Raw genomic sequence first — 25,260 nt, 5'->3', positions numbered from 1 at the left:
TCAACATGGGCACCTCGGACGACGGCCGGGTCAACATCACCGACGGCGCCAAGGTCGCGGCGGTGCGGGCTCTGCTGGACAGGGCCTGATACAGGCCGTGCGGCGCCATGGTGCCTCTCTCTGTGACATCAACATGGGCACCTCTGACGACGGCCGGGTCAACATCACCGACGGCGCCAAGGTCGCAGCGGTGCGGGCGTTGCTGGACAGGGCCTGATACAGGCCGTGCGGCGCCATGGTGCCTCTCTCTGTGACGACAACATGGGCACCTCGGACGATGGCCGGGTCAACATCACCGACGGCGCCAAGGTCGCAGCGGTGAGGGCACTGCTGGACAAGGCCTGATACAGGCCGGGCGGCGCCATGGTGCCTCTCTCTGTGACGTCAACATGGGCACCTCTGACGACGGCCGGGTCAATATCACCGACGGCGCCAAAGTTGCAGCGGTGCGGGCTCTGCTGGACAGGGCCTGATGCGGGCCGTGCGGCTGCATGGTGCTCTGTTTTGCTCCCTTCTCCCCTTGCGGGAGAAGGGGTGGGGATGAGGGGGCCGATGTGAGGCGTCTCCCACCGGCGGGCAATTGAGGGGCGTCTTGGCAGCACGGTGCAAAAAAGTCTGTTATCATCCCGTCTCTTTTACCATCAGGACCCGGAGCAACCTCTCAATGTCCCAATACGACTCTATCGAACAGAAGGCCAGCTACGGCATCGGCCGCAACATGGGCGACCAACTGGCTCAGCAAGCCTTCGCCGGTCTGGATATCCCGGCCCTGCAACAAGGTCTGGCAGATGCCCTGAACGGCCTGGAGTTCGCGGTCAGCCGTGACGATATCAACGATGCCTTCCAGGTCATCACCGCCCGCATGCAGGAAGAGCAGGAAGCTGCCGCCAAGGCCGCAGCCGCCGAAGGCGAAGCCTTCCTGGCCGACAACGCCAAGCGCGCCGAAGTGAAGACCACCGACTCCGGTCTGCAATATGAAGTCATGGTCGAAGGCAATGGCGCCGTGCCGGTTGCCGGTCAGTCCGTGCGCGTGCACTACCACGGTACCTTCACCCACGGTGGCGTGTTCGACAGCTCCGTTGCGCGCGGCCAACCGGCCGAGTTCCCGGTGACCGGCGTGATCGCCGGTTGGGTGGAAGCGCTGCAGATGATGCCGGTTGGCTCCAAGTGGAAGCTCTACATTCCGCAGGCTCTGGCCTACGGTGCCCGTGGCGCCGGCTCCATCCCGCCGTACTCCGCTCTGGTATTCGAAGTGGAGCTGCTGGACATCCTGTGATCCGGCTGGCGTGATGCAAACGGCGACCCTGAGGTCGCCGTTTGTTTTTGGACCGCCCAAACGGGCCATGTGCCTTCGGCGGGGATTTGGATATAGTCAGAGCGTCGTCCATTCCGGCCATGTGAGGGAGACACGCCATGGCAGCCATCATCGAGGTCGTCGATCTCGTCAAGCACTTCCCCGGCGTCAAGGCGGTGGACGGGCTCAGCTTTGCCATTCCCGCCGGCAGCTGTTTCGGCCTGCTCGGCCCGAACGGGGCGGGCAAGACCACGACCATAGAGCTGCTGGAGGGGATCCTCACTCCGGACAGCGGCCGGATCCTGTTTCACGGCGCCCCGCGCGGCCCGGATTATCGCTCCCGCATCGGCATCCAGTTCCAGCACACGGCGCTGCAGGATTTCCTGACGGTGCGCGATACCCTGCGTCTGTTCGCCAGCCTCTACCCCAATCCCTTGCCACGGGAGCTGCTCATCGATCTGTGCGCCTTGGGCGAGTTCATCGACAGGGACAGTCGCAAGCTCTCGGGGGGCCAGCGTCAGCGCCTGCTGCTGGCCCTGGCCCTGCTCGGGGATCCCGAACTGCTGTTTCTGGATGAGCCCACCACAGGACTGGATCCCCAGGCGCGCCACCACTTCTGGCAGCGAATAGAGGCGATCAAGGCCCAGGGCAAGACGGTGGTGCTCACCACCCACTACATGGACGAAGCGCAGCAACTGTGCGATTTGATTGCCATCGTCGATCACGGCCACCTGCTCAGTCTGGATACGCCGGCGGCCTTGCTGGCGCAACACTTCGACGGCGTGCTGGTGCGCCTTGGGGGGCACCCGGCCCTGGCTGGGCTCGGCTATCCCCTGCGTCCGGTAGGCGATCAGGTGGAGCTCTGTTGCCCCGACGTGGCGACCCTGCTGCCAGCCTTGCTGGATCTTGGTGTGCCGCTCACCGGCATGCAGGTGCGCTCCCCCAATCTGGAAGATCTCTTCCTGAACCTGACCGGCCACAGCCTGCGGAGCGGCGCATGAGAGGGATGACCGAGTTCTGTCTGACCGTGGCCCCCGTGCTGTGGTACGCCTTGCCGACATGTAATCCCGGGAGTGGACGATGAAGGGATCCCTCAAGCGCATCGGGGCGCTCTTCTATGCCCGCACCCTCGAGTTCGTACGCGATCGCGCGGCCCTGGTGTGGAACCTGCTTTTCCCGCTCCTGCTGGTCATCGGCTTCTCCCTCATCTTCTCCGGCCCGCCCAAACCGCTGGTGCAGATCGGGGTGGTGGGGGAACTGCCCGCAACCTATGCCCCGCTGCGCGCCGTGCCGCTGCTCAAGATCATCCCCTATGACGAGGCGTCGAGAGGCCAGCTCAAGGTCCGTCACCATCAGCTGGACCTGCTGCTCTCACCCGCCGGGGGGCGTTACTGGATAAACCCGGACGCCCCTCAGGGGGCCATGGCCGAGTATCTGCTGCGCCAGGCGGTGCAGGAGCCCTTGCAAAGAGAGTCCCTGAGCGGGCGCGCCATCCGCTACGGCGACTGGCTGCTGCCCGGGGTGATCGGCATGAACCTGATGTTCTCCGGCCTGTTCGGGGTCGGGTTTGTCATCGTGCGTTATCGCAAGAACGGGGTGCTGAAACGGCTGCGAGCCACGCCGCTCGGCGCGCTGGAGTTTCTCTTCGCCCAGTTGCTGTCACGGGTGCTGATCACCCTGGTGGTGAGCCTGCTGGTCTTCTGCGCGGCCTACTGGCTGCTGGATGTGCCCCTCATCGGGTCGGGGTGGCTGCTGCTGGTGATCGCTCTGGCGGGAGGAACGGCCATGGCCTCCCTTGGCCTGCTCATCGCCGCTCGCCTGCAGAACGAGGAGCTGGCGAGCGGTTTGCTCAATCTCATCAGCTTGCCCATGATGTTTTTATCCGGTGTCTGGTTCTCGCTGGAAGGCGCCCCCGCCTGGCTGCAGCAGCTTGCGGCCAGGCTGCCCCTCAGCCAGATCATCGAAGCAGCCCGCGCCGTGATGCTGGAAGGGGCGGGATGGCAGGAGGTGGCAGGCCCTCTGGGTCAGGTCATGGTGTTCGCCCTGGTGTGCATCTCGCTGGGAACTATGCTGTTCAAATGGAGTGCAAAATGAAACCTGTTCTGTGGTTGTTGCTGGTGGCCGCCTTGCCTGTGCAGGCAGGTACCCTGCGTTGCAAGAACGCCTTGCTGACCGAGGGAGACACCACGGCAGAGCTGCTGGTTCGCTGCGGCCAGCCGATGCTCAAGGAAGATCTCACCCGCTTCGAGGAGAACGGCTTCGGGGCGAGAGTGACGGTCAAGTATGCCGAACGCTGGACCTACAACTTCGGCAAGCGGGAATTCATGCAGTTTGTCACCGTCGAAAACGGCGTCATCACCGACATTGCGGATGGTCCACGGGGAGGATGACCTCCTGGTTTTCTGAAGCCCAGCCTGCGGGAGATGAGGTCGCCATTTCCCCGCCTTTTACCTCTTTTTCTGTTTCTTTTCCCTGCCTGTTATCGCCATTTTTCCATATGGGGTCATGCTGCCTCACTCTGGTGCTTTTGGCATAAAACCGAATCTGATGAGTCAGTTGTCAGCAGAAATGGCTGCCCCAATGCGGTGCAGCCGATTTATTTTCGAAAAATAATCCTCATGCCATGAAGGGTTTTAAGCAGCAGGCTATTTGGCAAATAAGGGTCTACTTTTGATTCTGAGAGTGCATATTCCCCCGTTTAGATATTTTGTTCTGTTGCACCATGGTTGGGCCGGATTGCACCGATTGACAGGTTTTTCTGCGGCTGGATAAGCTGCCAAAAAGCAGGGAAACGATGGCATCTCGCTAGATTTTGATGCCTGTTCGAATCAAACCACAGGGAAGAGTGACATGAAGCAGATACACAAGGCAGGTATGGTGATGGCGCTGTCGCTGATGGCAGCCAATGCGTGGGCGGACGGTACGCTGGATGCCGTCAAGAAGAAGGGATTCGTGCAGTGCGGGGTCGGTGACGGCCTGCCCGGGTTCTCCAACCCGGATGCCAAGGGAACCTGGACCGGGCTCGACGTGGACGTGTGCCGCGCCGTGGCCGCCGCGGTACTGGGGGACGCCAGCAAGGTCAAGTATGTCTCCCTCACCGCCAAGGAGCGCTTTACCGCCCTGCAGTCCGGGGAAGTGGATCTGCTCTCGCGCAATACCACCTGGACCCTGACCCGGGATGGGTCGCTGGGCCTCACGTTCGCCGGGGTGAACTACTACGACGGGCAGGGGTTCCTGGTCAAGCAGTCCCTCGGGGTCAAGAGCGCCAAGGAGCTTGACGGTGCCGCCGTCTGTATCCAGTCCGGTACCACCACCGAGCTCAACCTGGCTGACTATTTCCGCGCCAATGGCGGCATGAAGTACACCCCAGTGGTGTTCGATACCTCGGATCAGACCGTCAAGGGCTTCGAAGCCGGCCGCTGTGACGTGCTGACTTCGGATCAGTCCCAGCTCTATGCCCTCAAGATCAAGCTCACCAAGCCAGAGGAGGCCGTGGTGCTGCCGGAGGTCATCTCCAAGGAGCCGCTGGGCCCAGCCGTGCGTCAGGGTGACGATCAGTGGTTCAAGGTGGTGCGCTGGAGCCTCAACGCCATGCTCAATGCCGAGGAGGCCGGGGTCACCTCTGCCAACGTGGACGAGATGCTCAAGTCCACCAATCCTGACATCCGTCGCCTGCTGGGGCTGGAAGAGCCCAAAGGGACTGTGCTGGGGCTGGATGACAAATGGGCCTACAACATCGTCAAACAGGTCGGCAACTACGGTGAATCCTTCGATCGCAACGTCGGTGCCGGCTCCCCCCTCAAGATTGATCGCGGCATCAATGCCCTCTGGAACAAGGGCGGTCTGATGTACGCGCCACCCATCCGCTGAGTCGACAGTCACCGGGGGGCCTGGCCCCCCATGTTTTCCCTGGCTTTGTCGGAGTCATCCTCATGGCGTTACACGCATCAAACCATAGGAAAGAACAGGGCCGCTGGTGGTATGACGCCAAGGTGCGGGCGCTGCTCTTCCAGTGCCTGGCCATCGCGGCGGTTATCGGGTTTCTGTTCTACATCGTCAACAATGCCCTGACCAATCTGGCCACCCGTGGCATCACCACAGGCTTTGATTTTCTGGGCAACACGGCCGGTTTCGGCATCTTGCAGAGCCTCATCCCCTACGACGAGACCTATACCTTCGGTCGCACCTTCGTGGTGGGTCTGCTCAACACCCTGCTGGTCTCCGTGCTCGGCATCCTGTTTGCCACCCTGCTCGGGTTCGCACTCGGGGTCGCGCGCCTGTCGCGCAACTGGCTGGTGGCCAAGATAGCGGCCGTCTACATAGAGACGTTTCGCAACATCCCGCTGCTGCTGCAGATCTTCTTCTGGTATTTCTCGGTGCTGCGTACCCTGCCTTCCCCGCGTCAGAGCGTGGATATTGGCGGGCTCGCCTTCCTCAACGTGCGGGGCTTCTATCTGCCCAAGCCCCTGTTCGAAGAGGGATTCGGCTACGTGCTCTGGGCACTGGTGCTCGCGGTGCTGCTGAGCTGGGGGCTGGGCCGCTGGGCTCGCCGCCGTCAGGCCCTGACCGGCAGGATCTTCCCGTTCTGGCGCTGTGTGGCCGCCCTGGTCATGCTGCTCCCGGGGATCACCTTCCTGCTGGCGGGCAGCCCGCTTAGCTGGAGCGTGCCTGCGCTGCAAGGGTTCAACTTCCGGGGCGGGCTGACGGTGCTGCCGGAGCTCGCGGCCCTCTTGCTGGCGCTCACCATCTATACGGCGGCCTTCATCGCCGAGATAGTGCGATCCGGCATCCTGGCCATCAGCAAGGGTCAGACGGAGGCGGCTTCCGCCCTCGGGCTCTCGCCCACCAAGACGCTGCGGCTGGTGATCATTCCCCAGGCCATGCGGGTCATCATTCCTCCCTTGACCAGCCAGTATCTGAACCTCACCAAGAACTCCTCCCTGGCGACCGCCATCGGCTATCCGGATCTGGTCTCGGTGTTCATGGGGACGACTCTCAACCAGACAGGGCAGGCCATCGAGGTCATCGCCATGACCATGGGGGTCTATCTCGTCATCAGTATCACCACCTCGGTGCTGATGAACATCTACAACCGCAGAATGACGCTGGTTGAGCGCTAGGGAGCTGTCATGTTCGTGAATGAATTGCAGGAGGCGCTGCCGCCTCCCAACCACCGTCGGGGGCCGCTCGCCTGGATCAGGCAGAACCTTTTCCCCAACTGGTGGAACGGCCTGCTGACCCTGGTGCTGGCCTATCTGTTGCTGCCACTCATCTGGTCTGCACTGGACTGGGCGCTGTTCTCGGCCACCTGGCAGGGGAGCAGTCGCGAGGCCTGCGTCCAGGGCGGTGCCTGCTGGATCTTCATCGAGAGCCGGCTGGGGCAGTATCTCTATGGCTTCTACCCGGCTGATCAGTACTGGCGCATCAACCTGACCTTCGCCGGTCTGGCGGCGCTGCTGGCCTTGCTCATCTGGCCAAAGACCCCGCGCAAGGGGTGGCTGGCGCTCTTCACTCTGCTGGTGTTCCCTGTCATCGCCTTCTTCCTCATCCATGGGGGAGCGGGGCTGGAGGTGGTGGAAACGAACCGCTGGGGCGGGCTGATGCTCACCCTGGTGCTGGCGGTGGTGGGCATAGTGGTAGCACTGCCGTTCGGCATCCTGCTGGCACTGGGGCGTCGCTCCCACATGCCGGTCATCTCCAGCCTCTGTACCGTCTACATCGAGTTCTGGCGGGCGGTGCCGCTCATTACTGTGCTCTTCATGGCGTCCGTCATGCTGCCACTGTTCATGAGTACCGAGGTGGAGCTCGACAAGCTGCTGCGGGCGCTCATCGGCATCATCCTGTTCCAGGCGGCCTATGTGGCCGAGGTGGTGAGAGGGGGGCTGCAGGCGATCCCCAAGGGGCAATATGAGGCGGGGGATGCCCTCGGGCTCTCCTACTGGAAGGTGATGGGCCTCATCATCATGCCCCAGGCCCTCAAGATCACCATTCCTTCCCTGGTGAACACCTTTATTTCCCTGTTCAAGGACACCAGCCTGGTGCTGATCATCGGGCTGTTCGATCTGCTGGCCATCTCCAAGGTGGCCCTGGCGGATCCGGCCTGGCTGGGGTATTCCACCGAAGCTTATGTCTTTATCGCCATGATCTTCTGGATGTTCTGTTTTGGCATGTCCCGCTACTCCATCTATCTGGAGCGCAAACTCAACACGGGCCACAAGCATTAGGAGTCGTTCTGATATGAAAACGGACGCAGTTGTCGAACTGAAAGAGGTCAACAAGTGGTACGGTGAGTTTCACGTGCTGCGCAACATCAACCTGCAGGTGGGCAGAGGGGAGAAGATCGTCATCTGTGGACCATCGGGGTCGGGCAAGTCCACCATGATCCGCTGCATCAACCGGCTGGAAGAGCACCAGAGCGGAGACATCCTGGTCAAGGGCACGGCCCTGACCTCGGATCTCAAGAACATCGAGACGGTGCGCCGGGAGGTGGGCATGGTGTTCCAGCACTTCAACCTCTTCCCCCATCTGACCGTGCTGGAGAACTGTTGCCTGGCGCCCATCTGGGTCAAGCAGTTGCCGCGCAAGGAGGCCGAGGAGATCGCCATGAACTTCCTGCGCCGGGTGCGGATCCCCGAACAGGCGCTCAAGTACCCGGGGCAGCTCTCCGGTGGCCAGCAGCAGCGGGTCGCCATCGCCCGCAGTCTGTGCATGAATCCCCAGGTGATGCTGTTTGACGAGCCGACGTCTGCGCTGGATCCCGAGATGGTGCGGGAAGTGCTGGATGTGATGGTGGAGCTGGCCCACGAGGGGATGACCATGCTCTGCGTCACCCACGAGATGGGGTTTGCCAAGCAGGTGGCGGACAGGGTGATCTTCATGGACCGGGGGCAAATCATCGAAGAGAACGTGCCGGATCAGTTTTTTGACAACCCCCAGTCCGATCGGACCAAGCTCTTCCTCTCCCAGATCCTGCAGCACTGAGGCAGGGCACAACCTTCAGAAAAACAGCCCGCACGCTCGAATGAGCGGCGGGCAAATGTGTACATGGAAGTCGACGACAGACAGAAAGGAGTATGTCAGCCCGGCAACAGGGTGGTGGTGCGCAGATCGCGCACGGCCAGGTTGATCTGCCGGGCCAGGCTCAGCGCCTGATGACAGCTCAACGGCTTCACATCGATGATCCCCCCTTGAAACTCAAACCGCCCCAGTGCTTCAACCATGAAACTTCCATGATGGAAGCTCTTGATATAGCGAGCAATTCGACGGGGAGACCACTGCTTGAACACCTTCATGGCAAGAGACCCTGTTGTTTGGACAGGGCACACTATGCCGACGGACCGTGACACTGATGTGACACTTAATAAAGATTTGTATGAATCTGTCTTGTGATCGACTGGCGTGCAGCCCCGGCGTTGAAAAAGTAGTGAGAGTCCGGGTCCGGGGCCCGATATACTGCGGCCATTGCAGACATGACAAAGGTGCCGCACGTGGAGTGGGTGGACATAGTAGACGAGCAGGACAGGGTGATCGGGGTGGCCGAGCGCGCCAGGGTGCGTCAGGAAAACCTGCGCCATCGTGCCAGCTACATCCTGGTGCTGGATGAGGCTGAGCGCATCCTGGTGCAGCGGCGCACCCCGAGCAAGGATTTTTGCCCCGGCATGCTGGATGCCTGCGCCGGTGGCGTGGTGACCACGGGGGAGGCCATGGCCCTTTCCGCACGGCGTGAGCTGGCCGAGGAGCTGGGGATCCGCGACGTGCCCCTGCAGGATTACGGCACCTTCTATGCCGAAGGGGAGGCGAGCGGCAGCCGCTACCGGGTCTGGGGCGGCCTGTTCAGCTGTCACTATCAGGGGCCGCTGCAACTGCAGGCCGAAGAGGTGAGCGAGGTGCACTGGATGAGCCTGGGCGAGATAGCCGATCGGGCGGACGAGTTCACGCCCGACTCCCTGCTCGCCATCGCCACCTGGCAGGCAAGGTGCCTGCCATCAGGCCAGAAATAGGGGCGACAGGCGTTCGCCCCCGATCGCTTTGTTGCTGCTCGATGGACCCCTTCGCCTTCTGGTGGAATGGGGTAGACTGGGCCTCTTTGAACCACAGAAGGATGCGTCATCATGATCACGGTCGGTCAATCCCTGCCCGCAGGGGAATTTACCTTTATCACCGCCGAGGGCAAGCAGGTGAAGGATACCCGGGCCCTGTTTGCCGACAAGCGGGTGGTGCTCTTTGCGGTGCCCGGCGCCTTCACCCCCACCTGCTCCAACGCCCACCTGCCGGGCTACGTGGTGCTGGCCGATCAGTTCAGGGCCAAGGGGGTGGAACTGTGCTGTCTGTCGGTCAACGACGCCTTCGTGATGAAGGCGTGGCAGGAGGCACAGAACGCCGCTGACATCACCATGCTGGCGGACGGCGACGGCAGCTGGACCCGAGCACTGGGTCTTGCCAAGGAGACCGGGGCCTTCGGCGGCGTGCGGGCCCAGCGTTTTGCCCTCATCGCCAACGATGGTGTGGTGGAGCGGCTCTTCGTGGAGGCGCCGGGCAAGTTCGAGGTGTCGGATGCCCAGAGCCTGCTGGCGGCGCTGTGAAAGATTAATCGGCGTTTGATTACACCTTGAAATAGCAAGCGGCCCCGTTACACTGAGGCCGCGTTTGGATGGAGCCAGGCAACTTGCCTGGCTCTCGTGTTTGCCGTGGATGAGATAGAACAATATGACCCTGGCTTTTGTTGCCCTGATTGCCGGACTGGCGTTGCTGGTCTGGAGTGCCGACAAGTTCGTGGACGGCGCCGCCGCCACCGCCCGTTACGCCGGTATGCCGCCGCTGCTGATCGGCATGGTGATCATCGGTTTTGGTACCTCGGCCCCCGAGATGGTGGTCTCCGCTCTGGCGGCTTCCCAGGGCAATCCCGGGCTCGCGCTCGGCAATGCCTATGGCTCCAACATCACCAATATTGCCCTGATCCTGGGTCTGACCGCCCTGATCAGCCCGATCGCCGTCGCCTCCCAGGTGGTGCGCAAGGAGATCCCCATCCTGCTCGGCATCACCCTGCTCTCCGGCGCCCTGCTCATCGATGGCAATCTGGGCCGGATGGATGCCGCCATTCTGGGGGCCGTGTTCGCAGTGCTGATGGGCTGGTCCATCTGGGCCGGCATGAACGGCAAGGGGGATGCGCTGGATACGGATACCGAGGAGGACATCGTCTCCGAGGGTATGTCTCTCAAGAGCGCCATCCTCTGGCTCATCGTCGGCCTGGTGCTGCTGATCGGGGCTTCCCGTCTGCTGGTGTGGGGGGCGGTGACCATCGCCCAGGGCTTTGGCATCAGCGATCTGGTGATTGGCCTGACCATAGTCGCGGTGGGGACCTCCCTGCCGGAGCTGGCATCGTCCCTCATCGCCATCCGCAAGAACGAGCACGATCTGGCCCTTGGCAACGTGCTGGGTTCCAACCTGTTCAACACCCTGGCCGTGGTGGGCATCGCCGCTGGCATCCACCCGCTCGAGGTGGCGCCCGAAGTGCTTTCCCGCGACTGGAGCATCATGATGGGGCTGACCCTGTTGCTGCTGGTGATGTGTCTGGGCCGCAAGGGGCAGGGGCGCATCAACCGGCTGGAGGGGGGCGTGCTGCTCGCCTGCTTCGTCGCCTACACCGGCTGGCTGCTGACGAGCCAGTTCATCTAGTATGGTGATGAAATGAAAGAGGGGACGCCGCGGCGTCCCCTCTTTTTTGTGCGCGGGGCCTGGTCTCAGGCCACGGCAACCAGCTTCTGCTTCTGGGCGCTGTCCAGGATCAGGATGCTCGCCTTGGGGAAGAAGTTGAAGGTGGACGCGGAGGCCCAGGTGTAGGCCCCCATCACCCGACCCACCACCAGCTCGCCGATCTCGAGATCCGGCAGCATGATGCTGTCGCGGATGACGTCCACGCTGTCGCAGGTGGGGCCGGAGAGCACCGCATTGTGCAGTTCGCCGTGGGCATAGGGCGTGCTCACCGGGTAGGTGACGTGGTCGTAGAGCTGGCCGTTGTAGCTGCCGTAGAGACCGTCATCCAGGTAGTACCAGATCTTGTCGCCGCGGTGGGCCTTGCCCATCACGCTGGAGACCGAGGTCATGGCCGGCGCGCTGATGAAGCGGCCCGGCTCGGCAATCTTCTGCACCGTGGCGGGCAGCTTGGCCAGGGCCTCGCGGATCGGGGCGCAGAAACCGTCGATGTCGAACTCGCCGCCGTCATAGTCCACCGGGAAGCCGCCGCCGATATCCAGCACCCAGGGCTTGAGCCCTAGCTCCCAGGCCTGCTCCATGATCTCGCGGCAGGCGTCGATGGCCTGCACGTGGCGACGGGCGTGGGGCACCTGGGAGCCGACGTGGAACGACAGCCCCATCACCTTGATCCCCTTGGCCTGGGCCAGTTGCAGCAACGGCAATGCCTGCTCCGGGGTGCAGCCGAACTTCTTGGAAAGATCGACCTTGGTCTCGGGGTTGGGGAAGCTGACCCGCAGCAGCAGTTTCACTTCATCCTTGTAGGGCAGGAACTTTTCCAGCTCCAGCGGGTTGTCATAGACAAACACGGTGCAGCCGAATTCCAGGGCATAACGGATGTCGCTGTCACGCTTGATGGGATGGGTATGGATGCAGCGTCCCGGGCGAACCCCTTGGCTGCGCACCAGATCCACTTCGCCATTGGTGGCCAGATCGAAACAGGCCCCCTCTTCCTTCAAGACAGAGACCACCGCCTCGTGGGGCAGGGGCTTGAGTGCATAATGCAAGCGCACATCGGGCAGGGCGGCCGCCAGGGCCCGATACTGTTTGCGGACGGCTGCCTTGTCGAGCAGCAGCAGGGGGGAGCCGAATTGTTCAACCAACTGACGGTAATCTTGTGCGACCAGGGTCTCGTTCATTCTCTTTTGATAGTCCTTAGGGGGCGTGATATGCCCAAGCCATATGCGATTGAACCGGCGACGGCCGGCTCAGGCGAGCGGTCCGGAGGGACCCACCAGGCACATTGCATAACTCCCTTGCAAAGTGCTTAGTTATGCGCGGGATTATCGGCTTATTGAGTTTGTGTGCAAGCATTTTGATTGGATATGTCGGCAAGTTTTTCTGGTCGAGACGAAACAGGCTCTTGATACGGGGAGCGATCAGGGCCGTGATGGGGAGCACCTCCGAAGGGAGCTTGATAAGCTGTTGATAGTTAACGAACTAATAACATCAGGCCTGGGGGTTGAGGCCAGGTAAAAAGGGGGCGCCGGGGCCAGGGAGTGCGAGACAGCTCACATTTTTTGGATTACCATGCCCGCTTCCTGATCCAAACTAGTTCGGATGAAGGTAGCAGGAGAGCGATGGGCAACCATCCACCGAAGAAGTGAATCTTTCAGGTACCGGGCAACCGGTGTGGACTGCTACTGGACGATACTCTGGAGAGACCCGTTGAATCGGGCGCCGAAGGAGCAAGGTACCGTGATTGCATCGCAATCTGGCGCCGGAAACTCTCAGGCAAAAGGACAGAGGGGATGGGATGGTTGTACCTGGGCTTGGCCCGCATCCGATCGCCTCTGGCCGATCGCGACACCTATGGGAAGATCATCCTTCTCCTCCTTAATCGTTGTTTTTTAAGGAGGATGCATGTCATCAATTCAATCGGCGCTCGCCGCCATCGATAGCTTTATCTGGGGTCCCCCCCTGCTGATCCTGCTGGTCGGGACCGGTATCTATCTCACCTGGCGATTGGGTCTGCTTCAGATCGTGCGTTTGCCGCTGGCCCTCAAGCTGGTCTTTGGCCGCGATCAGGGGCAGGGCAAGCAAGGGGATGTCTCCAGCTTTGGTGCCCTGTGCACCGCCCTCTCCGCCACCATCGGCACCGGCAACATCGTCGGGGTCGCCACCGCCATCAAGCTCGGCGGCCCGGGCGCCCTGTTCTGGATGTGGATGGCCGCCCTGTTCGGCATGGCCACCAAGTACGCCGAGTGCCTGCTGGCGGTGAAATATCGCCAGCAGGACGCCAACGGCCAGATGGCAGGTGGCCCCATGTACTATCTGGAGAAGGGGCTCGGCTCCAGGCCGCTCGCCAAGCTGTTTGCCCTGTTCGGCATCGGCGTCGCCTTCTTCGGCATCGGTACCTTCCCCCAGGTCAACGCCATCAGTGATGCCATGAGCCTCTCCTTCTCGGTACCCCGTGAAGTGACCGCCGTGGTGCTGACCCTGATCGTGGCGCTGGTGACCCTGGGGGGTATCCAGTCCATCTCCAGTGTGTCGAGCAAGGTGGTGCCCTTCATGGCCATCTTCTACATCGTCGCCTGTGCCGGGGTGCTGGTGAACAATGCAGGCGCCCTGCCCGATGCGGTCATGCTGGTGATCGGGAGCGCCTTCACCGGCCATGCGGCCACCGGCGGTTTCGTCGGCGCCGGCATTATGCTGGCGATCCAGTCCGGGGTGGCGCGCGGGGTCTTCTCCAACGAGTCGGGCCTGGGTTCGGCCCCCATCGCGGCGGCGGCGGCCAAGACCGATTCCTGCGTGGAGCAGGGGCTGGTCTCCATGACCGGTACCTTCATCGACACCCTCATCATCTGCACCATGACCGGCCTGACGCTGGTGGTGACCGGGGTGTGGAGCGGCGATGCAAGCGGTGCGGCCATGACCAGTCTGGCCTTTGCCCAGGGGCTGGATGCCCATGTGGGCCAGTATCTGGTGAGCATCGGCCTCCTGTTCTTCGCCTTTACCACCATCCTTGGCTGGAACTACTACGGCGAGCGCTGCACCGAGTACCTGTTCGGGGTGAAGGCGATCCAACCCTACCGCCTCATCTATCTGGTGCTGGTGGCGAGCGGTGCCTTCCTCCATCTGGACCTGATCTGGCTCTTGGCCGACATCGTCAACGGCCTGATGGCGGTGCCCAACCTCATCGGTCTCATCGGCCTGCGCCACGTGGTGATTGCCGAGACCCGCGCCTACTTCAGCCGGGACCGGGATACGGAGTCCGAGCCCGAGCCGCAGACGGCCTGATGAGAGGCGGGCCTGCGGGGAGCCCTGTCACCGGGCCCCCCGTCCATGGCGTCAACCGGGATCCGGGCTGGGATGGCAAAACCCGGGGCTTGATCCCGGCTCCTCTGACAATATCTGTGCGAAATACGCAAAAGCCACGACGCTCATCGTGGCTTTTTTGCATTTTACGCAATGAATGGCGGCGCTTGTCACCCAAAGAGGGTCAGGGGGAGGGAATATCTCCGGTGAGCCGCTGCGCCAGCGCCCTGCTCACCCGGCTCACCAGGGCCGCCTCATCCCCCTGCCAGCCAATGGCGTGGGCCAGGGTGGTGGAGGTGTCCGGAGCAAAGAGCAGCTCGCCCCCGGCCAGTTCGTAGAAGCGGCTCGCCATCCGGGTGCCCTCGTCCACATCCCCCGCCACCAGCAGCATGGCCTGGGCCAGCACTGCGCCGTCGTGATCCCGGCCCGGCGCCAGCCAGCGCTGGGCTGTGCCGGTCACCTTGCGCCCTCCGATCACCAGGTTGTACTGGCCGTCGCAAAACGAGCCGGGCACGAAGTCGTAGCTGCCCGCAAGACCGTGTTCCTCCAGCAGGGCGAGCAGGGGCGCCCCCAGCAGCCGGTAGTAGTGGGCCAGATCCGTGGTGGTGCGGGGCAGCATGAGGGAGAGGTTGAGGATGCCGGCGCCGTGGGGCACGGCGGTGCCGCCGCTGTCGCGCACGAACACCGGCCAGTCCTCGGCGGCCAGCTGCTCGCAGGCGGCCTGGTAGCGGGGCAAACGGGTATCCTTGCGGGTGACGATGAGGCATTGGGGGCCCTGCCAGAGGAGGGCCCTGGGCTCGCCGTCACCGGCGCACTCCCGCAGCCAGCGCTGCTCCTCGGCCAGGATCTGGTCGGGTGTCTGGTGGGCGGGCGGCGGGGGCAGCAGGGTATAAGGCATGAGAGGCATCCTTTGGCAGAGGCTGCCAAGCACAGTACGCGCGGGGGCAAACAAGGTAAAGCCCCGCATGGCGGGGCTTTGGTGCAAGGATGGCGGAGTGTCAGGCCTGTGCGGCGGCGCGCCTGGGCAGCAGCAGATTGAGCAGGATGGCGGTGAGGCCGCCGGTGGCGACGCCGTAGGAGAGCACGCTCCTGGCCAGCTCCGGCAGGTGTTGCAGCACCTCGGGCACCTGGGCCACTCCGAGACCCATGGCGAGCGACACCGCCAGGATCATCAGGGCGCGGCGGTCCAGCTCCTCCCGGGAGATGATGCGCACCCCGGCGGCGGCGATGGTGCCGAACATGACGATGGTGGCGCCGCCGAGCACGGGTTCAGGTATTTGTTGCACCAGGCTCGCCACCGCCGGGAACAGGCCGAGCAGGGCCAGCATGGCGGCGATGAAGAGGCCGACGTGGCGGCTGGCCACCCCGGTCAGCTGGATGACGCCGTTGTTCTGGGCGAAGGTGGACATGGGGAAGGTGGAGAAGACCGCCGCCAGCATGGAGTTGGCGCCATCGGCCAGCACGCCCCCCTTGATCCGCGCCATGTAGACCGGCCCTTCCAGCGGCTCGCCGGAGATGTCGGAAGTGGCGGTCATGTCGCCGATGGCCTCGAGCGCCGTCACCACGAAGATGATGGCGAGCGGCACGAACAGCTGCCAGTCAAAGCCGAGCCCGTAGTGGAGCGGAACAGGCACCATCAGCAGCGGGCCGTCGAAGGTGGGGACTGCCACCTTGCCCAGCAGCAGCGCCACCGCATAGCCCGCCAGCATGGCGATCATGATGGCGGAGAGGCGCAACCAGGGGTTGCGACTGCGCTGCATCAGCACGATGAGGCCGAGCACCAGCAGGGAGAGAAAGAGGTTGGTGTGGCTGGCGAAGCTGCCGTCCGCCAGGGCGCCATAGCCGCCCCCCATGCTGATGAGCCCTACCTTGATGAGGGTCAGGCCGATGAGCAATACCACGATGCCGGTCACCAGCGGGGTGATGATCCGTTTGACCAGGTGAAGGAAGCGGCTCATGACGACGATGGTGAGGGCCGCTGCCAGCATGGTGCCGAACAGGGTGCCCAGCAGATCGTCGGTGGGCATGGCCGCCTGCTTGAGGGCGAGGCCGGAGGCGATGATGGGACCGAGGAAGTTGAAGCTGGTGCCCTGTACCGAGAGCAGGCCGGAACCGAGGGGGCCGAAACGGCGGGTCTGGATGAAGGAGGCGATGCCGGACATGACCAGGGACATGGAGACGATGTAGCGGGTGTCGTCGGCAGGGAGGCCGAGGGCGTTGGCGATGATGAGGGGCGGGGTGATGATGGCGACAAACATGGCGAGCATATGCTGCAGGGCGGCGAACAGGGTCTGGGGCAGGGGGGGGACATCCTCGATGCCGTAGACCAGTTCGCTGTGGGCTCGCCTGGGGGGATGGGACTCTCGGATGGCGCTTGGGGCGGCAGCCTGTTCCATAAATACCTCGAATGTGTGGGGGGAGGGGAGAAAATTGGGCGCTATTTTAGTGATTGGTATCGCGCTTTCCAGCGCTAATTGAGCGCAAACTCGTTTATTTCTCGATGGGTTGAAACGTTTTCCTGTGGCGATTAAGATCCGCCGGTTTGTGTGAGACCGATCCCTCACAAAGGGGAGGGAGGCTGATGCATCAGGATGGGGACGGTGTAGAATGAGCCCTCGGTTCGAAGATGGAGACTCTGGATGCTGAAGCTGTCGGAGTTCTGGAGTGCCCGCGCCCACTCCGAAGATTTTACCCTGACCCGGATGGGCTTCATGACGGTGCGGCTGCGGCTGCTCACCTGTCTGCTGATGGCGGGGCTCCCGAGCTGGGCCCTGGTGGACTGGCTGACCCTGCCAGCCATCCAGTTCGAGGCGCTGTTCCAGGTCAGGATTTTCTGCCTGCTGGCCCTCTCGCCCCTCATCCCCCTCTCCTATCTCATCCACTTCAAGCGCGAGCGCATGAAGCTGGCGCTGGGCTACCTGATGGCGGTGATGATGCTCTTCTCCCTCATCTGCCTGCACAGCTTCGGCGCGGATCAGGAGATGCAGGCGGGCTACATGGCCTTCCCCTATCTGCTCATCAGCCTGTTCGCCATCTTCCCCATTCCCCTCTCCCTCAGCCTGCAACTGGCGGGGGGCATTCTGGCCACCATGCTGGCGGGCAACTGGTTGCTGGTGGGCCAGCCTCTTTGGAGCGTGCAGACCCTCAACCAGGTCTGGCTGCTGGGGCTCTTTGCCATCGCCAGCGCCTGGGTGCAGTGCGGCCAGCTCAACATGCTGCTGCAACTCTATCGGGAATCCACCACGGACGAGCTGACCGGCATGATGAACCGCCGCCTGCTGATGAAGCAGCTCGAGAAGGCGAGGGCCGCCATGATCCGCAAACAGGCTCCCTTCGCGGTGCTGCTGCTGGATCTGGACCGCTTCAAGCGCATCAACGACACCTTCGGCCATCTGGCGGGGGATGCGGTGCTCAAGGAGGTGGCGGCCACCCTGTCGGAGCAGCTGGAGCCCGGCATGGTGCTCGGGCGTTACGGCGGGGAGGAGTTTGCCATCCTGTTGCCCGGTTGCACGGATCTGGCACAAGCCAAGCGGGTGGCGGAGCGGCTGCGGGTCGCGGTGGAGGCGAGGTTGGTGAAGAGCCCCACCTCCGACGAGCTGCTGGAGGTGACGGTGAGCATCGGTCTGACCCTGGCCCAGCGTGGCGAGGGGGTGGAGGATCTGCTCAACCGGGCGGACGAGTGCCTCTACATGGCCAAGATGGCGGGTCGCAACTGCGTGGTGGCCGAGGCCGGCAAACCCGCTGGCGATGCAGGGCGCACAAAAACGGATGCCGCCTGAGGGCGGCATCCGGTGATGACGGGGCTGGCGTCAGGCCAGGGTGTATTTGCCGGAGAGCTGCTGGGCCAGCAGCTTGAACATGTTGAACACCGCCATGGTCTTGCCGGTCGGGGTGCCGTCTTCAGCCAGGAAGAACTCCCCCTTGAACACCAGAATGTCCCCCTTCTGCTCCACCGAGTCGGCGCGCATGCCGTGGATGAAGTCCTCGTGTTCACGAATGATCTTGTTGGCCATCTCCAGCAGGGCAGTCTCGGTGATCCGCTCTTTTTGTGGTTGCATGCTCGTCTCCTTAAACGACTACTGGGCAGGGGCACAAGGGTCGGCATGGCCGGCGCACCCCGCCTCTGATTGAAGAGGGGGCCAGCATACTGCAAAGCGGGATTTTCTGTCATTGATATGACCCCGCATTTTCCCGCTTTGCGCTCTTCCCTTATCCCAGCACCAGATTGCGCAGCCAGCGCCGCTGGCGAATGCGGCGCTGCACCAGCAGCACCTTGGAGAGCTCCTCCAGCAGGACCACCGCCACCACCCAGGAGAGGGGCCAGCCCAGCAGGCTGACCGCCACCCAGGCCAGCGGCAGGCCGATGCACCACATGCCGACGATGTCGATGAAGATGCTGTAGTTGACGTCCCCCCCCGAGCGCAGTACCCCGACGATCCCCACCATGTTGAACACCTTGAGCAGCATGCCCAGACACATGATGGCGAGCACCTGGCCGGCCTCAGTCATCAGCTCGCCCGGCAGGTTGCCGACCCATTGCAGCAGGCTGCCCTGCATCAGCCAGACGGCGGTCCCCACCAGCAGGGCGCCGACGGGGGCCAGCAGCAGGAAGAGCTGGGAGTGCTGCCAGGCCTCGTCATACTCCTCTGCCCCGAGCCGGTGACCGAGCAGGGTGGAGCAGGCCACCGCCAGCCCGAAGAAGAGGGAGATGAGGATGCTCTCCAGCGTGCCGAGGGTGGTCATGATGGCCAGGGCGTCGGTGCCGAGGTGCGCGTAGAGGAAGCCGTAGAGCAGCATGCCGAAGGCCCAGAGCCCGTCGTGCAACAACAGCGGCAGGGCGATCAGGGTGAAGCGCACCACCTCCTTGCGCCTGAAGGCGGCGAGCCAGTCTTGCTTGCGCGGGATGAGACGGGGCTCGGTACGCCACACATAGGCAAGCAGCAGCGCGGTCTGTAGCAGGCGCGAAAGGGTGGTGCCCCAGGCGGAACCGGCTACTCCCATGGCCTCGGCGCCGAAATGGCCGAAGATGAGGGCATAGTTGAGGATGACGTTGGCGATGATGGCGATGATGCCGATGCGGGTCGGCGCCGCGGCATTGCCCACCGAGCGCAGGGCCGACTCCAGGGGCACCACCACGGCGGTGCAGAGGATGGTGGCGCCGGTGATCATCAGGAACTCGTCGGCCAGCTCGCGCAGCGCGGGCTCCTGGCTGGCAAACCCGAGCACGCTGCCCGGTGAGAGCACATAGACGAGGGCAAAGGGCAGGCTCACCGCCAGGGCGCCCACCAGGGCCAGGGCCAGGGAGCGGCGCACCCCGGCCATCTCGCCACGGCCGAAATATTGTGCCGCCAACACCGAGACCCCGCCCGAGAGCCCCGCTATCACCAGCAGATTGAAGAAGAAGACCCGGTTGCCCAAGCCGACCGCCGCCACAGCCGTGGTGCCGAGCTGGCTCACCATCATGATGTCGATGAGGCCGAGCAGGGAGAACATCATGGATTGCAGCGAAACCGGCAGGGCCAGTCGCCACAGTCGCGTCATGAACTCGCGATCGGTGGTTTGTTTTAAAATCGCTTGCCAATAATTCATTTATGTTAACCGGGTTGGTAAAAATCAGGGTTTGTCGTGGGTATGATAGGGGTGATATCGGGAGGCTTCACTGTGAGCCTCTCTCGGCTTTCTTGTGCAAAACTATCCTGTTGAGGTGCTATGCCATTTATCAGCGAGTGTCTGGAAATCGCCCCGGCCTGCGAAGAGCGGATGCTGGGACGCGAAGGGCTGCCCCTGCTTGGGGAGGCAGGCGTCTTCCTGACCGGCCTCTCGACGATACGGGAGCACTACCTTATCCGCCGCAACCGACCGGAGTTTCATATCCTGATGGTGAGCCATGACGAGGGGGGCGCCCTGCTCACCGATGGCGGGGAGCAGCCCATCCCGGCGGGAGCCCTGGTCTTTCTCCCGGCCGCCGTGCCGGGGGGCCTCAGGCTGGTGGGGGAAGCCTGGCATACCAGCTGGATCCTGCTGGACGACGTGCCGCGCTGGCAGCATCTGCACCGGCTTGGCCATCGCATCTGGCAGGGGGAGGAGGGGGAGCAGCTCTACCACCTGCTCAGCCTGATGCAGGGGGAGGGAATACGTTCGCCGCTCCAGCCCCAGCTGCTGAGCCTGCTGCTGGCGCTCTTGGAGCGGACCCTGCAGGGGGAGGTGCGCGGCACGCCGGAGTTGCGGCTACAGGCGCTGTTTCGGCGGGTGGAGGCACGTCTGGACGAGCCCTGGAGCGTGGCCCTGCTGGCCGACCAGATGGCCTGCTCGGTGCCCCATCTGCACCGGCTCTGCCAGCAGGTGTTCGGCATGGGCCCCATGGCCTGGCTCACCGGACTTCGCATGAACAAGGCGCGCCAGTTGCTGCTCTACACCAACTGGCCGCTGGCCGAGCTGGCGGCCCGGGTCGGATACAGCGACGGCGCCAACTTTGCCAACCGTTTTCGGCGTCTGACGGGTCAGACTCCGGGGGCCTTTCGTCGACTGGGTCGCAAACCTTTCGCAAGGGAGGTGCAAACCCTTTGAAATTGTTGGCTCAAGCCCATAGGATCGACGGGCCACACAGTCAAGGTACCGATCCATGTTTGAAGATAATAATCAGAAACGTCCCCTCTACATTCCCTACGCAGGTCCAGCCCTGCTGGAGACGCCGTTGCTCAACAAGGGCAGCGCCTTCACCAGCGAAGAACGCAGTAGCTTCAACCTGGAAGGCCTGCTGCCCCAGAACATCGAAACCATCGAAGAGCAGGCAGAGCGTGCCTATCGCCAGTTCATGGCGTTTGGCAACGACATGGACAAGCACATCTATTTGCGCAACATCCAGGATACCAACGAAACGCTCTTCTACCGCCTGCTGAACAACCACCTCACCGAAATGCTGCCGGTCATCTACACCCCGACGGTCGGCAAGGCGTGCGAGGAGTTCTCCAACATCTATCGTCGTGCCCGCGGCCTCTTCATCTCCTATCCGGACAAAGACAGGATCGATGACATGCTGCAAAACGCCACCAAGCAGAACGTCAAGGTGATCGTGGTCACCGACGGCGAACGTATCCTGGGCCTCGGGGATCAGGGCATCGGCGGCATGGGCATTCCCATCGGCAAGCTCTCCCTCTACACCGCCTGTGGCGGCATCTCCCCGGCCTACTGCCTGCCGGTGGTGCTGGACGTGGGCACCAACAACCAGCAGCTGCTGAACGACCCCTTCTACATGGGGTGGCGCCATCCGCGCATCTCCGGCGAAGAGTACGACGAGTTCGTCGATGCCTTCATCCAGGCGGTCAAGCGCCGCTGGCCGGACATCCTGCTGCAGTTCGAGGATTTCGCCCAGGGCAATGCCACCCCACTGCTCAACCGCTACAAGGATGAGCTGTGCTGCTTCAACGATGACATTCAGGGGACCGCCGCGGTGACCCTGGGCAGCCTCATCGCCGCCTGCAAGGCCTCCGGTGCCAAGCTCTCCGAGAAGCGGGTCGCCTTCCTCGGGGCGGGCAGTGCCGGGTGCGGCATCGCCGAGCAGATCGTGGCGCAGATGAAGGCCGAAGGGCTGACCGACGCCGAGGCGCGGGGCCGGGTCTTCATGGTGGACCGATTCGGTCTCATCACAGACAAGATCCCCAACCAGCTCGACTTCCAGCGCAAGCTCTCCCAGCCGGTCGAGCGGATCAAGGAGTGGCCGGTGGGGGACAACATCTCCCTGCTGGAGGTGATGGAACACGGTCGCCCGGACATCCTGATCGGGGTCTCCGGCCAGCCCGGCCTCTTCACCGAAGAGGTGGTCAAGACCATGCACAAGCACTGTGCCCGTCCCATCATCTTCCCGCTCTCCAACCCCACTTCCCGGGTGGAAGCCACCCCGGCGGATCTCATTCGCTGGACCGACGGCCAGGTGCTGGTCGCCACCGGCAGCCCGTTCGCACCGGTGGAGTACAAGGGCAAGCGCTACGTCATCGCCCAGTGCAACAACTCCTTCATCTTCCCGGGGATCGGCCTTGGGGTGATCGCCTCCGGTGCCAACCGGGTGACCGATGCCATGCTGATGTCGGCCAGCCGCGCCCTGGCGGATTGTTCACCCCTGGTGAAGGGGGAAGAGGGCTCCTTGCTGCCGGATCTGGCGGACATCCATCAGGTCTCCCGCTACATCGCCAAGATGGTGGCCAAGACCGCCATGTTGCAGGGCAAGGCGGTGCAGACCCCCGATGATGTGATCGATCAGGCCATCGAGGCGAACTTCTGGCGCCCCGAGTACCGCCGCTATCGTCGTACTTCCTTCTGATCCCAAGGGGACAGACATGCAGAAGGGATGCCTCGGCATCCCTTTTTTGTGCACGGCGGTGAAGGAAGAGGAGGTTATTGTGCCGGTTGTTCAGCGGGGGCGGGCTCGGCGGGATTGCTGACACCGGTGACCCGGATTTCGACCCGGCGATCCGGGGCCAGGCAGTCGATGAGGGCAGCCCTGGCCTTGATGGCATCACACTGGGTGCCGGTGACCGGGTTGCTCTCGCCGTTGCCCTGAATGCTCACCTTGTCTGCGGGCAGCCCCTTGCCAATCAGGAAGTTGGCGACCGTGCTTGCACGGGCCTCCGACAGTGCCTGGTTGTTGGCATCCGAGCCGATGCGGTCGGTGTAGCCCATCACCATGGCGTTGCCATCTTTGGGTTTGACGTCGACGATCTGCTGGTAGAGGGCGTCGAGTGCCTGCATCCCCTCCGGTTTGAGCTCCGCCTTGCCAAAGGCAAACAGCACATCCGAACTCAGGTTGAAGGTCTGATCCACCGGCTCGGGAGCCGGGGGCGGCGGTGCCACGACCAGAGGCGCGGCCACCGGCACTGCGGCGACGGTGCGATTGGGGTGAAGTACCAGCTCGATGGTGGCGGTACTGATGTCGCTGACCCAGCGTTTGGTACCGCTGCCCACCTTGTCGTTGTCAGGATCGTCCCCGACTCGCACCATGTAGCGGTAGCGGGTCTGGATGTCTATCCAGTCGCTCAGTCTGGCGGTCAGTCCCAGACCCGCCAGGGGAGCCAGATTGTCATCTCCCCCGTTGACGGAGTCGACGTGATAGAGATAACCGCCCCCTTCGGCAAAGACAGAGAAGATGTCCCCCAGCGGCAAACGGCCAATGACCGACAGGGTGGCCCCTTTGCTGTTGAAGTCCTGGCCGGCAATATCCCAGTCACCGGTGGAGAGGTAGCCGAGCTCTGCCCCCAGATTCTCGTTGTAGTTGTAGCCGACAAAGGCGTTGATGGCGGTTGCGTCCTTGCCGACGTCCTGGCTGAAATCATCGATGTCATGGGCAAAGGCCCAGCCACCCCCAGCCCCCACATACCAGTCGTGAACAGGTGCCGCCTGGGCGGCACTCGTCGCCAGTGCCAATGCAATCCACACAGGTTTCAGTCTTATGTTCATCGCGTATCCTCGTCGATGTTGGGTGTTATAGGGCTCCCAGCCCTTTGCTATGTATAGCCAACATTATGTATAGGCGATGTGAGCGCTTTAACCATTTAAGTGACGCATCTGTATGGAGAATCGGTGGGGCAGGCAGGTGGGCAGCCCGCGTTGGTGGTGCCGTGCGGGCATTAAAAAAGGGGCCGGAATGGCCCCTTTTTGCAACAGGTGGTCAACCTCTTATTGCTGCACTTCCTGTACGCCGGTGACGCGCACTTCGACGCGGCGATCCGGTGCCAGGCAGGCGATCAGCTGAGCCTTGGCCTTGATGCCGTCACACTGGGTGCCGGTGACCGGGTTGGCTTCACCACGACCTTCGATGGATACCTTGCCAGCCGGCAGACCCTTGCCAACCAGGAAGTCGGCCACGGTGCGGGCACGGGCTTCAGACAGCTTCAGGTTGTAGGCATCGGAGCCGATGCGGTCGGTGTAACCCACCACCACGGCGCTGCCATCTTTCGGCTGGACGTCGACGATCTGCTGATACAGGGTGTTGAGCGCAGCAGCCCCTTCCGGCTTCAGGGTGGATTTGCCGAAGGCAAACAGCACGTCCGAGCTCAGGGAGAAGTTCTTGTCGACCATGACGGGCTCGGGAACCGGCTCGGGAGCCGGTGCCGGGGCCGGTGCCACATAGGTGGTGCGGTTCGGGTGCATCACCAGTTCCAGGGTGGCGACGCTCATGTCGGTTTTCCAGGTTTTCTGATCGTCACCCAGATCCCACATGTAGCGGTAGCGGGCCTGCAGGTCGATAAGGTCGGAGAGCTTGGCAGTCAGACCCAGACCCGCCAGCGGCGAGGTCCCGTTGTCGCTCTGGCCGTTGCCGTTGACGTGGTTGAAGTAGGCACCCCCTTCGGCGAAGACGGAGAAGATGTCATTCATGGGCAGGCGTGCGATACCGGACAGGGTGGCACCCTGGGTCTTGAAGTCGACGCCATCGACGCCAGCCTTGCCGGCATAGAGATAGCCGAGCTCGGCGGCAAAGTTCTCGGTGAAGTTGTAACCGCCGAACAGGGAGAGCGCGGTGGCGTCCTTGTCAGCATCCTGGCCGAAGGTATCCAGGTCGTGGCCATAGGCCCAACCTGCACCCATACCCGTGTACCAGTCGTCGGCCGCCTGAGCGGTGGTGGTTCCCATGGCTGCAATGGCCAGAGCAATCAGGGTTGGTGCCATTTTCATTTTCATCGTTTTATCCTCGTTGAGTTGCCGTGCTATGGGCGTACTGCGCACTCTTTGTTATACCGGTCGCAGATGACACTTCATGTGCGACACCGTGAGCGGATCACGGACGGCTTGAATAAAAAATGGATGGAAACCTGGATTCTCATGAAGCTGTTTCTCCATGGACAACTAACCGGGCACTGAGCACTTTTAATAGTTCATCCAATGTCTTACAAGCGTTGCTACTGTATTCTTTTGAATCAGCGTGATCAAGTTTCTGCACAGATATGCAGCGCCGACACCGGTGTCGC

Annotated in this window: 23 protein-coding genes, 3 pseudogenes and 1 riboswitch; of the genes and pseudogenes, 18 read left to right on the top strand and 8 right to left on the bottom strand. The window is 62.8% G+C overall.

The annotated features are described in order from the left end of the window. From AB5Y47_RS07135 to AB5Y47_RS07085, 11 genes and pseudogenes are all read left to right on the top strand, one after another. Positions 1-217 (top strand): annotated as a pseudogene (locus AB5Y47_RS07135) (hypothetical protein); the annotation flags it as partial. Positions 218-258: 41 nt separating this feature from the next. Then, a pseudogene (locus AB5Y47_RS07130) lies at positions 259-345 on the top strand (copper homeostasis protein CutC); the annotation flags it as partial. Positions 346-383: 38 nt separating this feature from the next. Further along, a pseudogene (locus AB5Y47_RS07125) lies at positions 384-473 on the top strand (copper homeostasis protein CutC); the annotation flags it as partial. A gap of 191 nt (positions 474-664) precedes the next feature. Next, a complete protein-coding gene (locus AB5Y47_RS07120; protein WP_368220059.1) occupies positions 665-1,276 on the top strand; it encodes an FKBP-type peptidyl-prolyl cis-trans isomerase in 612 nt (203 codons plus the stop codon). A gap of 137 nt (positions 1,277-1,413) precedes the next feature. Continuing rightward, entirely contained in the window at positions 1,414-2,295 is an 882-nt protein-coding gene (locus AB5Y47_RS07115; RefSeq protein WP_045523520.1) for an ABC transporter ATP-binding protein, read from the top strand. A 79-nt stretch (positions 2,296-2,374) separates the two neighbouring features. Beyond that, on the top strand, positions 2,375-3,388 hold the full coding sequence (locus AB5Y47_RS07110) for an ABC transporter permease (RefSeq protein WP_253585344.1): 1,014 nt from the start codon (positions 2,375-2,377) through the stop codon (positions 3,386-3,388). Further along, the gene (locus tag AB5Y47_RS07105) at positions 3,373-3,684 is read left to right on the top strand and encodes a DUF2845 domain-containing protein (protein ID WP_029313965.1); all 312 of its coding nucleotides are present in this window, start codon (positions 3,373-3,375) and stop codon (positions 3,682-3,684) included. The genes AB5Y47_RS07110 and AB5Y47_RS07105 overlap by 16 nt, the downstream gene beginning before the upstream one ends. Before the next feature lie 460 nt (positions 3,685-4,144). Beyond that, positions 4,145-5,164: an amino acid ABC transporter substrate-binding protein gene (locus AB5Y47_RS07100; protein ID WP_010673482.1), complete on the top strand. Its 1,020-nt coding sequence runs from the start codon at positions 4,145-4,147 to the stop codon at positions 5,162-5,164. Between the two features lie 62 nt (positions 5,165-5,226). After that, positions 5,227-6,414 (top strand): amino acid ABC transporter permease, encoded by a 1,188-nt coding sequence (locus tag AB5Y47_RS07095; protein ID WP_048208147.1) that lies wholly within the window; start codon positions 5,227-5,229, stop codon positions 6,412-6,414. Between the two features lie 9 nt (positions 6,415-6,423). Further along, positions 6,424-7,518, top strand: a complete 1,095-nt coding sequence (locus AB5Y47_RS07090) for an amino acid ABC transporter permease (RefSeq protein WP_010673484.1) — start codon at positions 6,424-6,426, stop codon at positions 7,516-7,518. 13 nt (positions 7,519-7,531) lie between these two features. Further along, positions 7,532-8,275: an amino acid ABC transporter ATP-binding protein gene (locus AB5Y47_RS07085; RefSeq protein ID WP_010673485.1), complete on the top strand. Its 744-nt coding sequence runs from the start codon at positions 7,532-7,534 to the stop codon at positions 8,273-8,275. 95 nt (positions 8,276-8,370) lie between these two features. Here the strand turns inward: AB5Y47_RS07085 and AB5Y47_RS07080 are convergent, their stop codons facing one another. Further along, positions 8,371-8,586, bottom strand: coding sequence for a DUF1107 family protein (locus tag AB5Y47_RS07080; protein ID WP_010673486.1), 216 nt, complete (start codon positions 8,584-8,586; stop codon positions 8,371-8,373). 177 nt (positions 8,587-8,763) lie between these two features. Here AB5Y47_RS07080 and yfcD point away from each other — a divergent pair, with 177 nt between their 5' ends. From yfcD to AB5Y47_RS07065, 3 genes are all read left to right on the top strand, one after another. Further along, complete coding sequence (yfcD, locus tag AB5Y47_RS07075; RefSeq protein WP_139737332.1) at positions 8,764-9,294, top strand: NUDIX hydrolase YfcD; 531 nt, start codon at positions 8,764-8,766, stop codon at positions 9,292-9,294. Positions 9,295-9,405: 111 nt separating this feature from the next. Beyond that, positions 9,406-9,876 (top strand): peroxiredoxin, encoded by a 471-nt coding sequence (locus AB5Y47_RS07070; protein ID WP_041213349.1) that lies wholly within the window; start codon positions 9,406-9,408, stop codon positions 9,874-9,876. 124 nt (positions 9,877-10,000) lie between these two features. Continuing rightward, a complete protein-coding gene (locus AB5Y47_RS07065) occupies positions 10,001-10,969 on the top strand; it encodes a calcium/sodium antiporter (protein ID WP_010673489.1) in 969 nt (322 codons plus the stop codon). A gap of 65 nt (positions 10,970-11,034) precedes the next feature. Here the strand turns inward: AB5Y47_RS07065 and AB5Y47_RS07060 are convergent, their stop codons facing one another. Next, entirely contained in the window at positions 11,035-12,183 is a 1,149-nt protein-coding gene (locus AB5Y47_RS07060; RefSeq protein WP_010673490.1) for a type III PLP-dependent enzyme, read from the bottom strand. Between the two features lie 506 nt (positions 12,184-12,689). Further along, a riboswitch (glycine riboswitch) is annotated at positions 12,690-12,800 on the top strand. A gap of 107 nt (positions 12,801-12,907) precedes the next feature. On the opposite strand from AB5Y47_RS07060, the gene AB5Y47_RS07055 reads away from it, so the two are divergent. Then, positions 12,908-14,284 carry an alanine/glycine:cation symporter family protein gene (locus AB5Y47_RS07055; RefSeq protein WP_368220058.1) on the top strand — a complete coding sequence of 459 codons (1,377 nt, stop codon included), beginning with the start codon at positions 12,908-12,910 and terminating at the stop codon, positions 14,282-14,284. A 202-nt stretch (positions 14,285-14,486) separates the two neighbouring features. On the opposite strand, the gene AB5Y47_RS07050 is transcribed toward AB5Y47_RS07055, so the two are convergent. Together AB5Y47_RS07050 and AB5Y47_RS07045 are read right to left on the bottom strand one after the other, a co-directional pair. Then, positions 14,487-15,200 carry a protein ligase gene (locus AB5Y47_RS07050; RefSeq protein ID WP_368220057.1) on the bottom strand — a complete coding sequence of 238 codons (714 nt, stop codon included), beginning with the start codon at positions 15,198-15,200 and terminating at the stop codon, positions 14,487-14,489. A 100-nt stretch (positions 15,201-15,300) separates the two neighbouring features. Next, on the bottom strand, positions 15,301-16,698 hold the full coding sequence (locus tag AB5Y47_RS07045; protein ID WP_368220056.1) for a nucleobase:cation symporter-2 family protein: 1,398 nt from the start codon (positions 16,696-16,698) through the stop codon (positions 15,301-15,303). Between the two features lie 243 nt (positions 16,699-16,941). Between AB5Y47_RS07045 and AB5Y47_RS07040 the strand changes: the two genes are divergently transcribed. Continuing rightward, a complete protein-coding gene (locus tag AB5Y47_RS07040) occupies positions 16,942-18,081 on the top strand; it encodes a diguanylate cyclase (RefSeq protein WP_010673494.1) in 1,140 nt (379 codons plus the stop codon). Between the two features lie 30 nt (positions 18,082-18,111). Here the strand turns inward: AB5Y47_RS07040 and AB5Y47_RS07035 are convergent, their stop codons facing one another. Continuing rightward, positions 18,112-18,360: a YciN family protein gene (locus AB5Y47_RS07035; RefSeq protein ID WP_010673495.1), complete on the bottom strand. Its 249-nt coding sequence runs from the start codon at positions 18,358-18,360 to the stop codon at positions 18,112-18,114. 151 nt (positions 18,361-18,511) lie between these two features. Further along, positions 18,512-19,891, bottom strand: a complete 1,380-nt coding sequence (locus tag AB5Y47_RS07030) for an MATE family efflux transporter (RefSeq protein WP_368220055.1) — start codon at positions 19,889-19,891, stop codon at positions 18,512-18,514. A gap of 120 nt (positions 19,892-20,011) precedes the next feature. On the opposite strand from AB5Y47_RS07030, the gene AB5Y47_RS07025 reads away from it, so the two are divergent. Both AB5Y47_RS07025 and AB5Y47_RS07020 read left to right on the top strand, forming a co-directional pair. Continuing rightward, positions 20,012-20,869, top strand: coding sequence for an AraC family transcriptional regulator (locus AB5Y47_RS07025; RefSeq protein WP_041213342.1), 858 nt, complete (start codon positions 20,012-20,014; stop codon positions 20,867-20,869). 55 nt (positions 20,870-20,924) lie between these two features. Further along, a complete protein-coding gene (locus AB5Y47_RS07020) occupies positions 20,925-22,619 on the top strand; it encodes an NAD-dependent malic enzyme (protein ID WP_039039301.1) in 1,695 nt (564 codons plus the stop codon). Positions 22,620-22,693: 74 nt separating this feature from the next. Here AB5Y47_RS07020 and AB5Y47_RS07015 read toward each other — a convergent pair whose 3' ends face one another. Together AB5Y47_RS07015 and ompA are read right to left on the bottom strand one after the other, a co-directional pair. Next, entirely contained in the window at positions 22,694-23,752 is a 1,059-nt protein-coding gene (locus AB5Y47_RS07015) for an OmpA family protein (RefSeq protein ID WP_368220054.1), read from the bottom strand. Positions 23,753-23,971: 219 nt separating this feature from the next. Continuing rightward, on the bottom strand, positions 23,972-24,973 hold the full coding sequence (gene ompA, locus AB5Y47_RS07010; RefSeq protein WP_039039303.1) for a porin OmpA: 1,002 nt from the start codon (positions 24,971-24,973) through the stop codon (positions 23,972-23,974). Positions 24,974-25,260: the final 287 nt, after the last annotated feature.

Source organism: Aeromonas sp. R7-2, from assembly GCF_040908105.1.
Classification (GTDB): Bacteria; Pseudomonadota; Gammaproteobacteria; order Enterobacterales; family Aeromonadaceae; genus Aeromonas; species Aeromonas caviae.
Note: the sequence above shows the minus strand (reverse complement) of the source record. Positions and strands in the feature narration are given on the sequence as shown.

Coding starts and splice junctions, on each gene's coding strand:
- AB5Y47_RS07120 (WP_368220059.1), top strand. CDS start 665: ATGTCCCAATACGACTCTATCGAACAGAAGGCCAGCTACGGCATCGGC.
- AB5Y47_RS07115 (WP_045523520.1), top strand. CDS start 1,414: ATGGCAGCCATCATCGAGGTCGTCGATCTCGTCAAGCACTTCCCCGGC.
- AB5Y47_RS07110 (WP_253585344.1), top strand. CDS start 2,375: ATGAAGGGATCCCTCAAGCGCATCGGGGCGCTCTTCTATGCCCGCACC.
- AB5Y47_RS07105 (WP_029313965.1), top strand. CDS start 3,373: ATGGAGTGCAAAATGAAACCTGTTCTGTGGTTGTTGCTGGTGGCCGCC.
- AB5Y47_RS07100 (WP_010673482.1), top strand. CDS start 4,145: ATGAAGCAGATACACAAGGCAGGTATGGTGATGGCGCTGTCGCTGATG.
- AB5Y47_RS07095 (WP_048208147.1), top strand. CDS start 5,227: ATGGCGTTACACGCATCAAACCATAGGAAAGAACAGGGCCGCTGGTGG.
- AB5Y47_RS07090 (WP_010673484.1), top strand. CDS start 6,424: ATGTTCGTGAATGAATTGCAGGAGGCGCTGCCGCCTCCCAACCACCGT.
- AB5Y47_RS07085 (WP_010673485.1), top strand. CDS start 7,532: ATGAAAACGGACGCAGTTGTCGAACTGAAAGAGGTCAACAAGTGGTAC.
- AB5Y47_RS07080 (WP_010673486.1), bottom strand. CDS start 8,586: ATGAAGGTGTTCAAGCAGTGGTCTCCCCGTCGAATTGCTCGCTATATC.
- yfcD (WP_139737332.1), top strand. CDS start 8,764: ATGACAAAGGTGCCGCACGTGGAGTGGGTGGACATAGTAGACGAGCAG.
- AB5Y47_RS07070 (WP_041213349.1), top strand. CDS start 9,406: ATGATCACGGTCGGTCAATCCCTGCCCGCAGGGGAATTTACCTTTATC.
- AB5Y47_RS07065 (WP_010673489.1), top strand. CDS start 10,001: ATGACCCTGGCTTTTGTTGCCCTGATTGCCGGACTGGCGTTGCTGGTC.
- AB5Y47_RS07060 (WP_010673490.1), bottom strand. CDS start 12,183: ATGAACGAGACCCTGGTCGCACAAGATTACCGTCAGTTGGTTGAACAA.
- AB5Y47_RS07055 (WP_368220058.1), top strand. CDS start 12,908: ATGTCATCAATTCAATCGGCGCTCGCCGCCATCGATAGCTTTATCTGG.
- AB5Y47_RS07050 (WP_368220057.1), bottom strand. CDS start 15,200: ATGCCTTATACCCTGCTGCCCCCGCCGCCCGCCCACCAGACACCCGAC.
- AB5Y47_RS07045 (WP_368220056.1), bottom strand. CDS start 16,698: ATGGAACAGGCTGCCGCCCCAAGCGCCATCCGAGAGTCCCATCCCCCC.
- AB5Y47_RS07040 (WP_010673494.1), top strand. CDS start 16,942: ATGCTGAAGCTGTCGGAGTTCTGGAGTGCCCGCGCCCACTCCGAAGAT.
- AB5Y47_RS07035 (WP_010673495.1), bottom strand. CDS start 18,360: ATGCAACCACAAAAAGAGCGGATCACCGAGACTGCCCTGCTGGAGATG.
- AB5Y47_RS07030 (WP_368220055.1), bottom strand. CDS start 19,891: ATGAATTATTGGCAAGCGATTTTAAAACAAACCACCGATCGCGAGTTC.
- AB5Y47_RS07025 (WP_041213342.1), top strand. CDS start 20,012: ATGCCATTTATCAGCGAGTGTCTGGAAATCGCCCCGGCCTGCGAAGAG.
- AB5Y47_RS07020 (WP_039039301.1), top strand. CDS start 20,925: ATGTTTGAAGATAATAATCAGAAACGTCCCCTCTACATTCCCTACGCA.
- AB5Y47_RS07015 (WP_368220054.1), bottom strand. CDS start 23,752: ATGAACATAAGACTGAAACCTGTGTGGATTGCATTGGCACTGGCGACG.
- ompA (WP_039039303.1), bottom strand. CDS start 24,973: ATGAAAATGAAAATGGCACCAACCCTGATTGCTCTGGCCATTGCAGCC.